This window comes from Kitasatospora sp. NPDC058190, assembly GCF_042883685.1.
Lineage (GTDB): Bacteria > Actinomycetota > Actinomycetes > Streptomycetales > Streptomycetaceae > Kitasatospora.
The window spans coordinates 1-13,395 of sequence record NZ_JBHVVI010000008.1 but is presented as its reverse complement, the minus strand read 5'-3'; the positions used below and the strand labels follow the sequence as shown (position 1 = coordinate 13,395).

Here is a 13,395-nt window from a genome sequence, read left to right as displayed (position 1 = left end):
GCGGTTCTGTTGTTCTACTCGATGGCCAGCCGTGCGGCGGCGCCTCCGAACTGTCGCGGGGCCGCGACTCGGGTGTACTCCTCCAGCCCCTCTCGAAGGGTGGCAGCGACCGGTGACGTCCGGACAGACCCGGTCGTGAGCAGTTTGCCGACGTGGACGACCCGTTCGACCAGACCCTTGGCGCGCCGGTCGGGTGCAAGGTCTGCGATGGGCTTGAGGACTTCGACTGCTTCCTCCACCTCACCATTGAGGATCAACGCTGCGGCGAGGTCCGTCCTGGCCTCGGCGTCGATCCGGAGAATCCTCTGCCCGGCAGGCAGGCTGGCTTGCAGCTCCAGCACCCGCCGGGTGTGCTCCAGCGCACTGGCGCCATCACGCAGGAGCACGAACGTGGTGCCGTGCGACCGGGCGAGCCGCTCCGGACCGTGAAGGAACTCGCCGGCCACATCGTCGTGGAGGTCGTCTCGTTCGACGGCGTCCACGTCGAGGAAGCGCGCGACCGCCGCTGCGGCCCTGCGCTGGTCGCCGAGGTGCCCGTAGGCTCTGGCCTCGATCGAAGCGATGCGTGCTTGGCCAGCCGTACCGACACCGGGGAACGACTGTGCCTGCCGGATGAAGCGGATCGCCTCACCCGGCCGCCCTTCCCAGTAGGCGAACATGCCAAGCGTGCCGGCCGCGAACGCGGCCAGCGGGGTGAAACGGGTGACCTCGGCGTACATGCCCGCGGAACGGGCGAGGCGACTCGCCTCGCCAAGGGAGCCGAGTCCGAAGGCGGCCAGGGCCAGCAGCGCCGTCGTCTGGCCGATCGCGATCAGCAACAGCTGCTTCTGCTCGGGAATGTGGGTGCGATCCAGAAGACCTTCGGCGTTCGTCCGAAGCTGCCGGGCTTCACGGAGCACCTCGAAGGGTGACCGGTTGTTGTAGGTGCGGGCGAGGTGGCGAACGTCGTCCTGGACCTGGTCGATGGACAGGTCTGAGAGGAAGGCGGACGCCACGGAAGCGGCGTGGTCGGATGCTTCGCGTGCGGTCATCGCGAGCTCTCTTTCGAGGTCTTGCTGGGTAACTGCCGCAGGATCTCCTTCACTCGGCGGCGCGAGGAGGTCTGCGATCGTCCTGTCGAACATGTGCTGGATCGTCTGGGTGAATACGGAGGTCGGTCGGCTCACCGTCCCGGCGGTCCAGCGCCTGAACGTCACCTCCGACATGTCCAGGTCGCGAAACCGGGGGTCTTTGAGGGTTCGCGCCAGTTCGTTCCCGGCGCGTCGAAGTTCCCTGTGGAAGTCCGGGAATTCCCATCCCGCCTTCTCGACCAGGGCACCCAGTAGCGTCTTACTCGCCATTCCGCATGCCTCCGCCCCCTATGGTCTCGACCCCGGCCCGGCCGCCACCTGCGCGCGGAGGACCTGGTCAAGCCATACCCGACAAGAGCGCTTCTCACAGCTGCATCTGACGAGATGACACCCCGACGACAAGGTGATGGCTACGCAAGGCGTCAGATGACACCCGGGTGTCGTGGCGCTGTTTCGGCCAGGACGCGACAGTAGGTGGCCGATCACCTAGATCGCAGTCCGCGAAGTGAGCGAGACGCTTCTCGCTCTTCTTCCCGACCGCTGGCTGCGCCCAGCTGTCCGCCGACCTTCACGCTGACGTGCTCGGGCTCCGCAGACAGTAGGCGGATTGACGTCCCGGTGGACCATGAAGGGGGAACAGGTCATGCCACCCGCGCCCAACGCTGCTGCTCAGCCCAGGCCGGTTTATCACCCTGCCGGGTTCGACGATGCGCTCCGGACCGCGGTGGACGACCTGCGGGCCGGACGCTGGTTGTCGACGCAGCGGCTGCTGGCCTCGACGCAGAACGCCGACCTGCGGACCTCCCGGACACAAGTCCTGGCGCTGGTCGCCGCCCGGTCGACGGTACTCACCGACTGGGGGCACGAGGAGCCGGACGACCCCGGGCTCGCCATCCTGCGGATCAGGGTGACGGTCGAGCACGCCTTGGCCGCAGCCGAGGCCGGCTCGCCGAAGGCCGAGCTCTTGGAGCAGGAGGCCCGCGAGTCGTGCTGGGCCGCCGCCGAGGCGGTGCGCTCGGACCCTGTGCCGTGGGTGTGCTTGCTCGCCCTGGCGGCGCTGGACCGCGCCAAGAGCCGCCCTGAGCACCGGTATCGCTCGTCGGACCCGATGCTGCCGCTCGGCCCGTGGGGGCTGCTCGACGAGGCGCTCACGCGCGATCCGGGCAACCGGGAGGCCCACCACCGCATGCTCCGCTACTGGCTCCAGGTCTACCGGCCGGCGGTTTCCGACTTCGTTCACCTCGCCATGTCGAAGGCTCCGGCCGGATCATCGCTCGCCGCTCTGCCGCTGTACCTGTCGGTCGACCACTTCCGCAACGAGCCGAGGCGCACCGCCGTCGTGCTCCGGCAATGGCTCCGGGAGCCCCACTTTTCCCGCGCTCAGCGCGCGTTCGAGAGTTGGTCCGTGGCGGCGCCGGGGTCGTGGCCGGTCGTCGATCTCAGCTATCTCGCCCATGCGCTGTGGGCGTCGGCCCAGATGGCTGCCGCCGTCGAGGTGTTCAGCGCGCTGGGTCAGTTCGCGTCCAAGGCGCCGTGGGCCCATGTCGCCGACTCCCCGAACAAGGCGGAGGCTCTGCTGCTGACCGCCCGGGACCAGGCTCTTGCCGGCCGCGCGACCGCGCTGGCCTGAGCCCCGGCCACTCCCGTTCCCATCACCCGACTTTCCGCACGGAGGTTGTCCCGATGCCCCCCGCCCAGACCGCACCACCGACCGACGAGGAACGGCTGCGCCAACTCGGTTACCATCCCAAACTCCGCCGGAGAATGGGCGAGTTCGGCAACTTCGCCAGCTCTTTCTCCGTCATCAGCATCCTGTCTGGCTGCATGACGATGCTCGCGTTCGGCCTGAACACCGGCGGGCCGGCGGTGATCTTCTGGGGCTGGATCGGCGTCGGCGGCCTGGTCATGTTCGTCGGCCTGGCCCTCGCCGAGGTGACCTCGGCCTACCCAACCAGCGGGGCGCTGTACTTCATGGCCCACCAGTTGGGCGGTCCCCGATGGGGCTGGATGACCGGCTGGCTCAACCTACTCGGCTTGGTGGGCGGCATCTGCGGCATCGACTACGGCGCCGCATCCTTCGTCGGCGCGTTCCTCAACATGCAGTTCGGGTACTCGCCGACGCCTGCCGGGCTGTTCGGGATCTTCGCCGCGATCCTGCTGCTCCACGCGGTGCTGAACCTGCGGGGCGTGCGGCTAGTGTCCGTGCTCAACGGCATCTCGGTGTGGTGGCACATCGGCGGCGTCGTGCTGATCGTCGGGGCGCTCGCGCTCGTGCCCACCCAGCACCGGGACGTCAGCTGGGTGGTCGGGCACTTCGTCAACAACACCGGTTGGAGCAACCCGATCTACGTGAGCGCGGTCGGGCTGCTGCTCGCCCAGTACACCTTCTCGGGCTACGACGCCTCCGCGCACATGAGCGAGGAGACCACCAGGGCGTCGCTGTCGGCGCCGCGCGGGATCGTCCGCTCGATCTGGGTGAGCTGGATCGCCGGTGCCGTCCTGCTGGCGGGCATGTTGTTCGCCATCCAGGACTACGACGGTGTCCTCAGCTCGCCCACCGGCGTGCCGCCCGCGCAGATCTTCATCGACGCGCTCGGGACGACCGGGGCGAAGGTGCTCTTGGCCGTGGTGATCGTGGCGCAGGTGTTCTGCGGCAACGCGGAGACGGCGGCGGCCTCGAGGATGGTGTTCGCGTTTTCCCGGGACGGCGCGCTTCCGGGGTCGGCTCTGTGGAGCCGAGTGTCGGAGCGCACCGGGACGCCGGTGGCCGGAGTCTGGCTGTCACTCGGGGCGGCGCTGGTACTTGCGCTGCCGTCGTTGTACAGCGCGACCGCGTACGGCGCGGTGACCGCCGTCAACGTCGTGGGGATGACGCCGGCGTACGCGGTGCCGATCTACCTCCGGCTGCGCAAGGGCCGCCGTTTCAAGCCCGGCCCGTGGAACCTGGGTCGCCGGGGTCCGGTGATCGGGTGGATCGCGGTCGGCTGGGTGGCCGTGGTGAGCGTGCTGGTGTGCCTGCCGCAGTCCTCGCCGGTGACGGTCGACACCTTCAACTACGCCCCCGTGGCGCTCGGGGTGGTGCTGCTGCTGGCCTGGGCGTGGTGGCTCAAGGCAGGGCGCTCGTACGCGCCGCCGGTCCAGCAGTCGGCCGAGCTGGTCGAGCTGACCGAGGAGGTCGTGTGACCAGCCGCCGACGCCCGGGCAGTCGGGCCACGATGCGGGCCGCCCGGTACCGCACCGCCGTCAACTCTCCGGTGGCGCCCTCGCCGACCGGGCCGCTGCACCAGCTGGTGGACGCCTTCGGCATCACGACGGTACTGCTCGCGGCCGTCGACGTGCAGGGCCGCCTCAAGGGCAAGGAGTTCGACGCGGCCTCGCTGGTACAGCGGCTGCGCTCGGGTGGGCTCTCGCCGGAGATGTGCGGGTACGTGCTCGCGACCGACCTCGGGATGACGCCGCCGCAGTCCGGGGTGGCCTCATGGGAGTCCGGCTTCGGGGACGTCGCACTGCTGCCCGACACCCAGCACGCCCGCGTCCTGTCCTGGCTTCCGTCCACCGCCCTGGTGCTCGCGGAGCCGATCAGCGTGGGCCTGCCGCAGCCGCTCGCCCCGGGCACCGTGCTCGCCGAGCAGGAGCAGCGCCTCGCCGGGCTCGGGCTGACGGCGAAGGTAGGGGTGGAGACGGAGTTTGTCCTCTTCGAGGGCACGGCCCGGGATGCGGCGGCGGTCGGCTCCCGCGGACTTCGCCCGGCCGTGTGGGACAACCGTGACTACGCCCTCGATCAGCCCCAGGTTGTGCGGGAGTTCAGCAGGCGTCTGCGGCAGGTCCTCGCCGAGGCCGGCCTTCCCGTCGAGGCCGTGAAAGGCGAGGGCGCGCCGGGCCAGATCGAAGTCACCTTCCCCTACGGGCCGGTGACGGCGGCGTGCGAGCAGCACGTGCTGTTCAAGCACGCCGCGAAGGCGGTCGCGGACGAGCAGGGCATGACGGCGTCGTTCATGGCGGCCCTGCCGGGCGGGGTCGGCAGCGGCATGCACCTGCATGTCTCGCTGCACGACGTCGACGACCACCCGGTCCTGCTGGTCGGCCCCGGGTTCGGCAGCGGCCTGTCGGAGCTGGGCGAGCAGGCAGTGGCCGGACTCCTGACTGCGCTTCCCGCCCTCGGCCCGCTGTGGGCGCCGTACGTGAACAGCTACAAGCGCCTGCGGGACCACTCCTTCGCCCCGACTCTCCTCAGCTGGGGGCGGGACAACAGGTCGTGTGCGGTTCGGGTGGTCGGTCACGGCCGCAGTCTGCGCCTGGAGGTGCGGTTGCCCGGCTCCGACGCCAACCCCTACCTGGCGTCGGCGGCGGTCCTGGCGGGGATCCGGCACGGCATCGAGTCCGGGCTCAAGCCCCCTGTCGCCACCCGCGGCGACGCCTACCTGGACCGCGAGGCCGAGCCCGTACCGCAGTCACTGGCCGAGGCCGTTTCCGCGTTCGAGACCAGCCCGCTGGTCGGCGAGCTGCTCGACGAGCACGTCGTCGCCCACCTGGCCGCCGTCGCCCGCCTGGACCTGGACCACCACGCCGCCGCCGTGAGCGATGTCGAGCTGGAGCGCGGTCTCACCCAGGCCTGAGCCCCGGGCCGGTCGCGGAGCCACACCCCCGGGCCCGCGACCGGCCCGGTTCCACCCCACCCCCTGTTCCTGACCATGCCGGAGACCCTCATGGACACCACCGTCCGCCCCCAGAAGAAGAGCGCGACGCCCGCCCCCACCGGGCCCGGCCTGCTGACCAAGACCCACCTGGTCGGCGCCACCGAGTCCGGCATGGAGGGCTTGGCCCTGTGGCTGGCCTCCCGCGGCCTGGACGTCACCGGCAGCATCGACCCCGCCCACCAGGACAGCCCCGCCGCCGACCGACTGCGCGCGGCCGGCGTGGAACTCACGGTCGGCTCCGACGCAGGGCACATCCGCAACGACCGAACGGCCGTGGTGTGGTCCGGGATGGTCGTCGCCCCGCACCCCGAACTCGACCGGGCCCAGGCCATGGGACTGCCGGTGCTCGCCCGCGCGCACGCGCTCGCCGTGCTCTGCGAGGACTTCGGCCATCCGCTGGTCGCCGTCGGCGGCAGCCACGGCACCACGACCGCGGCAGCCGTTCTGGCCGCGGCCCTGGCCGACGGCCGAACCGGCTGGATCCTCAACGCCCCCGCCGTTGGCGGTACCCCCGGCCAGGGCGGCGGCCAACGCCTCGTGGTGGACCTGTGCCCGGACGCCAGCACGCACGAGGCCGCACCGCCCGGCGCGTGGAGCCATCGCCCCAATGTCCCGAACGTGTACCAGCGGCCGTCCCCGTCGGTGGCGCTGATCACCGCCGCCACCATGAACTCACCGCACTTCGAGGACACCATCGAGGCCCTGAACGCTGCCACGAACCTCGCCCGCTCCGCCGACACCGTGGTCCTGCCGCTCTGGGACAACGGGGCGAAAATCGTGCACGAGAGGCTGAGCGACCGCCCCGGCCCCACGGTGGTGACCGTCGGCCTTGTCGAGAGCGCGGACGTGTGGGTCCTCAAGCCCCGATGGCTCGGGGAAAGCTATCTCCTCACCCTCCGCCACCAGGGCAAGCAGCACCAGTTCATCGTGCCGATCGCGGGCGACCACCACGCCCTGGCCGCCTGCGCCGCCATCGCCACCGCCCTCGTCGCTGGGGAGAGCGCCAAGACGATCGCCGAGCGCCTGGCCGAATTCAAGGGCGTGGAGCGCTCCCTGACCGAAGCCGGCACCCAGGCGCGGATCACCGTGCGCGACTCCCTCGCCCGGCACCCCCAGGAGGTCGCCGATGATGTGACGGCCGCCCGGATGCTCACCGAGGGCAACGTCATCGTCGTCCTGGAGCCGGACGGCATCGCCCGTACCAGCGCTCATGCCGTTGAGTTGGGTAAGGCCCTCGTCGCCGCCGACCGCGCCGTGCTGCTGCCGGTCGCCACCCCACTGACCGTGCTGAACGCCCCGGACCCGCTCGATGCCGTCGTCAACGCCGCCAGGCCTCCCTTGGGAGCCAGCAAGGCTCACCGGGTGCGTTTGAGCCCGTGCGAACCGAGCGCCGAGCAGCAGGTCGCCGACCTCGCCAAGCCCGGCGATCTGGTGCTCGTCATCGGCACCGGCGAAGCCGCCCGCTTCGGCCCCCGGTTGCTGGAGCGCCTCGCCCGCAGCGATTCCCCCACCACTGACCGTCCGTGAACCACCCGCCGACCACCGGAGTTGCTGCTGCCATGGCCACCACCCTGCCCGCCCACAACCTGCCCGAACGCGACGTCCGGCTCCTCGTCCACATCGCCGCCGAGTCCCAGACCCGCACGATCGCGGCCGACCCCGCCCTCACCCTGGACCCTTCCGAGGTCGACGCCGCCGTCCGCGCACTGTTCACGGCCACCAGCACGCGTACCGTGCTGCAACTCGCCGCCTGGGGCGCCGCACACGGCATCGTCACCAGCACCACCGAGCCCTGCACCGCGCTCACCACCGCAGTTCAGCTCCCGCGCCGCCTCCAGCGGGTCCTCGCGGGCTGGGTCGGCGGGCGCACCGCCCCGGAGCTAGCGGCCGACTTCGGCGTCTCGACCGCCACGATGCGCGGCTACGGCCGGGACCTGCGCTCCTGGCTGGGGGTCCGCAACCAGGTGCAGGCGAGCATCGCCGCCGTCCTGGCTGGCCTGGTCCTGCTCAGCGACATCGACCCCACGTGGCCCGCCGAGCCACTCAATCGTGCCATCACACCCTGCGGCCACGCGGCGTGAACACCCGTCGTACCAGCGGCCAGGCCGCCGTCGGACTGGTCTGCTTCCTACTGGGAGTCCAGGCCGGGGCCGCCGCCGTCTACCTCCTCCAGCACCGCACCAAGCTCGCCCAGCCGCTCTATCTGGCGATCTTCGCCCTCGTCGCCTTCGGCACCCTTGCCGTCGCCGACCGCCTCATCGCCTCACGCTCAGCGCCCAAGCGCCGTTCCGGCTCCTCCCCGCAGAAACCGCTCCCACCGGACTGAACACCTGCACCACCCATGGCGGCCGTTCGGGCCCGGGCCGCACCCCTTCGACCCCAGACAGAAGATGAGCACCTTACGACCACCTGCCGACGGACTGGCGGCCCGCGACCTGGACCGCCACCTGATCAACCGCGCGGGCGTCCTCGTCGACGCCGACGCGCTCGTCGAGCTGCCCGTCACTCGCCTCTCTGGGGCCGCGCCCGTGCTCCTGGCCGCGGGCGCCCCCGTCTCGGCCACCATCCCCGCGCCGCTGGTGCGGCTGCTGATGCGTGCCGGCTCCATGGCGATCCCCTGCGCCCTGGTCACCGAGCGCCTGGGCCTCGGCGTGACCGGCATGCTCACCACGCAGCGCGTCCCCAACGTGTGGTCCGCGTCCGTGTCGACGGGTGAGTCCCGCGAGCGGGGCCTCAACCCCTACCGCGCCGCGGCCCGTGCGCTCAGCCTTCCGGTCGGGAACTGCCTGGTCATCACCACCGAAGTGGCGGCACACGAGGCCCAAGCTGGTGGAGCGCGCCGCGTACTCCTCAGCCACGCCGGATCCCTCAACGTGGCCGCCAGGGGCGTCACCGGACTCAGCGAGCGCGAGTACGGCGTCGCTCTGCATCTCGCCCTCGGGCACTCCTACGAAGGCGCCGCCGAGCAACTCGGCTGCTCCGCCAGCTCCGCCGCCAACACGATGTCGCGGGTGATGCACCGCCGGGGCCTCACCGACCGCACCCGCGCCATCGCCGACCTCATCACGTCCGAGCAGCTCGACACCGCCGAGCTGCGCGCGGCCCTGCCCGGCAAACTCCCGGACCTCGCCCCGTGCGACCACCAGGTGCTTTCCCTGCTCGCCACCCACGAGGTGCGCGCCGTAGCCCGGATGACCGGCATCAACCAGGACACCATCGGCGGCGTCATCACCCGGGCCACTACCGCCATCGGAGCCCGCAACCGCACCCACGCCGTCGTCATGACCCTCCTGCTCGGCCAGCCCAGCACGGCCACCGTCTCCGGCGGTGCACGGTGAGGCTGGTCGAGTACCCGCAGCACTACACCCCCGACGGCAACCCGTCGCTGTATCTCGCCGGTTCAGGCGCGGGCCGTCCCAGCTGGCAGGTCGACGCCGTCGCTCTCCTCGCTGCGGCCGGCTTCACCGGAACCATCCTCAACCCCCGGCCCTGTGCCCGTCCCGGGTCCAGTGCGGGAGCACCGGCCGGGTGGCAGGAGCACAACCTGCGGCGCATCGGCGTCGTCCTCCTGTGGTGCCCGAACGGCGCGCAGCAGGTCCGCGATGTCCAGCAGCGCTTCCTCTACCGATCGCGCACCGAGCTGGTCGTCGGCTGCGACGGCAAGGACCGCCTCCAGCGGTTCATCCGCGCCGAACTACTCACCGCGATGCCCCAGTTGGCCGTCGCCACCGACCTCGCCGCCACCGTGCGTGCCGCCCTCGACCACCTCAGTGCCCCGGCCACCGCCCGGCGCTGAATGCCACCACCGCCATCAGGAACACCATGCCCACTCTCTCTGCCCCGCACCGCTACCGGGCCCTCATCGAGGACCACGGCCTCATCGGCAGCACCGCCACCGGCGCCCTCGTCCGCGACGACGGCACCATCAACTGGCTGTGCCTGCCCCGGTTCGACTCCCCGGCCGTCTTCGCCGCCCTGCTCGGCACCGAGGACCACGGCTTCTGGCGCATCGGCCCCGCCACCGACGGGTTCCCCCTGCCGGCCGACCGGCGGCGCTACCGCGACGGCACCATGGTCCTGGAACACGAGTGGGACACCCCTGGCGGCAGCGTCCGCGTCGTCGACTTCATGCCGCCGGGCACCACGACGGCCCGGATCACGCGGATTGTCGAAGGCCTCACCGGCAGAGTCGAGATGACCTCGATGTTCTGCGCCCGCCCCGGCTACGGCGCCGCCACTCCACTGGTCACCCGCACCGAGCGCAACGGCGCCGCGCGCCTGTGCGTGACAGTCCACCCCGACTCCTACTGGCTCGACGGCCTCCATCACACTGTCGCCGAGGGCGGTGCCCGCGCCGACTTCACGCTCACCGCGGGCGAGTCCGTCACCTTCTCCCTCACGTGGGGTCTCTCCTTCAAGACTGCACCCGCCATGCGCAGTCCCCGCTCGGCGCTCACCCGCACTGCGGCGTACTGGCGCGAGTGGGCGTCGCGCTGCACCTACCAGGGCCCCTACCGCGAGGCGGTCCTACGGTCGGCACTCGCCCTCAAGAGCCTCTGCCACCCGGGCGGCGGGATCGTCGCCGCCCCCACCACCTCCCTGCCGGAGGACATCGGCGGCGAGCGCAACTGGGACTACCGCTACACCTGGCTGCGCGACGCCGCCCTGACCATCACCACCCTCGCCCGCCTCGGCTACACCGGGGAGGCCGAGGCCTGGCGCGACTGGTTGCTCGGCACCCTCGGCCGCAACGCGGAACGGCTACAGATCATGTATGGCCTCGGTGGCGAACGCGACCTGGCCGAGCGCGAGTTGAACCACCTGCCCGGCTACGAGAACTCCCGCCCCGTGCGCATCGGCAACCGCGCCGCCGACCAGCTCCAGCTCGACGTCCCCGGCGAGGTCGCCGACGCCCTGCTCGCCGCCGAGAATGCCGGACTGCTCCCCTCTCGCGACGCCGACGCGATGCTGCGTGCCCTCGCCCGCTGGACCGAAGACCACTGGCAGAACGCAGACGAGGGCATCTGGGAGGTCCGCGGCCCGCGCCGGCACTTCGTCCACTCCAAGGTGATGGCCTGGGTCGCCGTCGACCGCACCATCACCCTCCTGCGCCGCCGGCCGTCCACCACCGAGGGTGAACTCGCCGGCTGGGAGCGGCTGCGCGACCAGATCCACGCCGACGTCTGCGAGAAGGGCTACGACCCGGAGCGCAACACCTTCACCCAGTACTACGGCGGCCGGGAGCTGGACGCCTCGCTGCTGCTCATCCCGCAGGTGGGCTTCCTGCCGCCGGACGACAAGCGGGTGATCGGCACCATCGAGGCGATCCAGCGCGAGCTGTCCACCGAGGACGGCTTCGTGCTGCGCTACCCGACCCACGACGAGAGCGGCAGCAACGTCGACGGCCTGTCCGGCCACGAGGGCGCGTTCGTCGCCTGCTCGTTCTGGCTGGCCGACGACCTGGCCATGATCGGCCGGATCCAGGAGGCCCGCGAGCTGTTCGACCGGCTGCTGTCGCTGCGCAACGACCTCGGGCTGCTCGCCGAGGAGTGGGACCCGCGACTCAAGCGCCAGGTCGGCAACTTCCCGCAGGCCTTCAGCCACCTCGCCCTGGCCGACACCGCACTGCGCCTGACCGCCTGCGACGCCGCCTACCTGCCGTCTCAACGCACCACGCTCTACAGCGCACCCCCCGAGCGGGAGTCGGGGACGCGCACCGTAGCGGGCGTGCAATAGGTGGGACGACTGGGCCGCCCACCGCCCCGGCGCCCGAACCGCCGTCCATGTGGTCGCGGTCGCTTTCTCCCTCTACATCGCCCCGCCAACGCCGCCTCGCACCCCGGTCGGCAAGGGCACGGTCCGGGCAACCGGGATCGCCCCGCCCAGTGACCTCGCAGGAACCCCCTCCAACCCACAGAGAGACACCACGATGTTCACCATCCACAACGATGCCAACGCCACCGTCGACGACCAGCGCCGCTACGAACGGCTACTGGAGGCCGCCATCCCGCTGGCGGCCGACCTCTCCCAACTGGCGCTGCCCAGTCGCATCACCGTGCGCATAGCGACTACGGAGCAGTTCGTCGCCTGGCAGGTCGAGCACAACCAGCTGCTCGTTGGCAAGGCGGTCGATTCCCTTGAACTGGGCGCCGTCCAGAGCCGCCTGCTCAAGGCGACGGCGAAGGCGGGCAACGTCAAGGGCCGGGCGATGGCGACCAAGTTCGCGCCCATGGTGCAGGGCGCCATCATCTGGCGCCCCGAGGGCCCGAACCTGGTGGTCATGCCTGCCTCCCACGCCGAGTCCGGCGGCACCGACCGATTCCTGACCTGCTGCCTTGCCCACGAGATCACCCACCTCGCCCAGTTCGAGCTGAACCCGGCCCTCGCCTACGCCCCGGCGCGCTGCGGCCTCCAGGACCAGAAGGTCCGCCGGTCCCATGACGATCGCCGCGCGCCGAACGCAATCACCGAGGGCCACGCCTCGTGGGTCCAGTCCAGGGCGTCCGAGCGGCTGTGTGGCGTCGCCACCCGCAAACGTCTGGACGATGAACCCGAGCCGAGCGAACTGTTCACCCGCCTCGCTTCTGAGTTCCCCATGTCCGATGCCTACGACCTGGGCGAACAGTTCGTCGCTGCGGTCTACACCTACGGCGGATTCCCGATGATCGAACGCCTCCTCAAGGACGAGGACCTCCTCCCGACCAACCGAGAGGTCCAGGACCCGGAGACCTGGTTGAAGCGCCACCAGGCCGCGTGAGACCTCGATCCAACACCGTGATGTCTTCTGCCGGCAGGAGATGAGCCACTGCCGCGCCGAGGGCGAGCGGTTGCTTCACGAGGCCGAACGCTCAGGTCTCCTGGACGCCGCCCGCGACTGGTACACCGCGGGCCTCCGGCAGTACGAGAACCTCGGAGGCACCCGCGACACCGGGCGCCTCCAGAGGCGGATCACCGCCCTGGCGGAGACGTGAACGCCCGCCTCCCGCCGAGCACGGCGCGATTGTCAGTACCCCGTGGCACACTGCACTGTTCGACTAGGGCGGGTATTCGGTCGTGATCAACGGGTTCGGGTGAGAGCCTTGATCCAGATCATTGCGCCGCGGAGGTGAAGGCCGGCGAGGTAGCTTTCCGGGCTCTTGTCATACCGGGTCGCGATGCCTCGCCAGGCCTTCAGCTTGTTGATAAGGCGCTCGACGGTGTTCCGCTCCTTGTAGAGCTCGGCGTCGTGGCTGATAGGCCGGCCGCCCCGGCTGCCCTTCTTCTTCCGGTTGGCGGCCTGGTCCTTCTTCTCCGGGATGACCGCCTTGATGCGGCGTTTGCGCAGGTGGGCACGGTTGCCGCGGGACGAGTAGGCCTTGTCCCCGGCGACCGCGTCGGGCCGGGTGCGAGGACGGCCGACCGGCACCCGGACCCGGACCTTCTTCAGCACGGGGATGAACTGCGGGCTGTCCGCGGCCTGGCCCTCAGTCAGGATGAACACCAGCGGGCGGCACTTGCGCTCACCGGCAACGTGGATCTTGCTGGTCTGCCCACCCCTGGAGCGCCCGAGCAGGGCTTCCTTCAGCCGGAGCTTGCGCCGGCGCCGGATGCGTCGCCGTTCTTCCCGTTTCGGGTCACCTGAGGCGTCC

13 protein-coding genes are annotated in these 13,395 nt (G+C 70.9%); 11 read left to right on the top strand and 2 right to left on the bottom strand.

Translation table 11 applies throughout. The features are described from left to right. Positions 1-14: 14 nt before the first annotated feature. Positions 15-1,340: a DNA-binding protein gene (locus ACFVWU_RS05505; RefSeq protein WP_387615998.1), complete on the bottom strand. Its 1,326-nt coding sequence runs from the start codon at positions 1,338-1,340 to the stop codon at positions 15-17. Positions 1,341-1,713: 373 nt separating this feature from the next. On the opposite strand from ACFVWU_RS05505, the gene ACFVWU_RS05500 reads away from it, so the two are divergent. The 11 genes from ACFVWU_RS05500 to ACFVWU_RS05450 all read left to right on the top strand — a co-directional run bounded on the left by ACFVWU_RS05500 (position 1,714) and on the right by ACFVWU_RS05450 (position 12,738). After that, a complete protein-coding gene (locus ACFVWU_RS05500) occupies positions 1,714-2,700 on the top strand; it encodes a hypothetical protein (protein WP_387615995.1) in 987 nt (328 codons plus the stop codon). A gap of 53 nt (positions 2,701-2,753) precedes the next feature. Next, positions 2,754-4,253, top strand: coding sequence for an amino acid permease (locus tag ACFVWU_RS05495; protein ID WP_387615993.1), 1,500 nt, complete (start codon positions 2,754-2,756; stop codon positions 4,251-4,253). Continuing rightward, positions 4,250-5,686, top strand: coding sequence for a glutamine synthetase family protein (locus tag ACFVWU_RS05490; protein ID WP_387615990.1), 1,437 nt, complete (start codon positions 4,250-4,252; stop codon positions 5,684-5,686). Before ACFVWU_RS05495 ends, ACFVWU_RS05490 begins: the two co-directional genes overlap by 4 nt. A 75-nt stretch (positions 5,687-5,761) precedes the next feature. Beyond that, positions 5,762-7,294: a Mur ligase domain-containing protein gene (locus ACFVWU_RS05485; protein ID WP_387615987.1), complete on the top strand. Its 1,533-nt coding sequence runs from the start codon at positions 5,762-5,764 to the stop codon at positions 7,292-7,294. Between the two features lie 32 nt (positions 7,295-7,326). Further along, positions 7,327-7,848: a hypothetical protein gene (locus ACFVWU_RS05480; protein WP_387615985.1), complete on the top strand. Its 522-nt coding sequence runs from the start codon at positions 7,327-7,329 to the stop codon at positions 7,846-7,848. Next, positions 7,845-8,093, top strand: coding sequence for a hypothetical protein (locus ACFVWU_RS05475; RefSeq protein ID WP_387615982.1), 249 nt, complete (start codon positions 7,845-7,847; stop codon positions 8,091-8,093). The genes ACFVWU_RS05480 and ACFVWU_RS05475 overlap by 4 nt, the downstream gene beginning before the upstream one ends. A 64-nt stretch (positions 8,094-8,157) precedes the next feature. After that, positions 8,158-9,105: a hypothetical protein gene (locus ACFVWU_RS05470; protein WP_387615979.1), complete on the top strand. Its 948-nt coding sequence runs from the start codon at positions 8,158-8,160 to the stop codon at positions 9,103-9,105. Next, positions 9,102-9,563 (top strand): hypothetical protein, encoded by a 462-nt coding sequence (locus tag ACFVWU_RS05465; RefSeq protein WP_387615977.1) that lies wholly within the window; start codon positions 9,102-9,104, stop codon positions 9,561-9,563. The genes ACFVWU_RS05470 and ACFVWU_RS05465 overlap by 4 nt, the downstream gene beginning before the upstream one ends. 26 nt (positions 9,564-9,589) lie before the next feature. Next, positions 9,590-11,503 (top strand): glycoside hydrolase family 15 protein, encoded by a 1,914-nt coding sequence (locus tag ACFVWU_RS05460; RefSeq protein WP_387615975.1) that lies wholly within the window; start codon positions 9,590-9,592, stop codon positions 11,501-11,503. Positions 11,504-11,696: 193 nt separating this feature from the next. Continuing rightward, a complete protein-coding gene (locus ACFVWU_RS05455; RefSeq protein ID WP_387615972.1) occupies positions 11,697-12,524 on the top strand; it encodes a hypothetical protein in 828 nt (275 codons plus the stop codon). Positions 12,525-12,564: 40 nt separating this feature from the next. Continuing rightward, positions 12,565-12,738: a hypothetical protein gene (locus ACFVWU_RS05450; RefSeq protein ID WP_387615969.1), complete on the top strand. Its 174-nt coding sequence runs from the start codon at positions 12,565-12,567 to the stop codon at positions 12,736-12,738. A gap of 86 nt (positions 12,739-12,824) precedes the next feature. Here ACFVWU_RS05450 and ACFVWU_RS05445 read toward each other — a convergent pair. After that, on the bottom strand, positions 12,825-13,395 hold a 571-nt coding region (locus ACFVWU_RS05445; protein WP_387615966.1), incomplete at its 5' end, for an IS5 family transposase.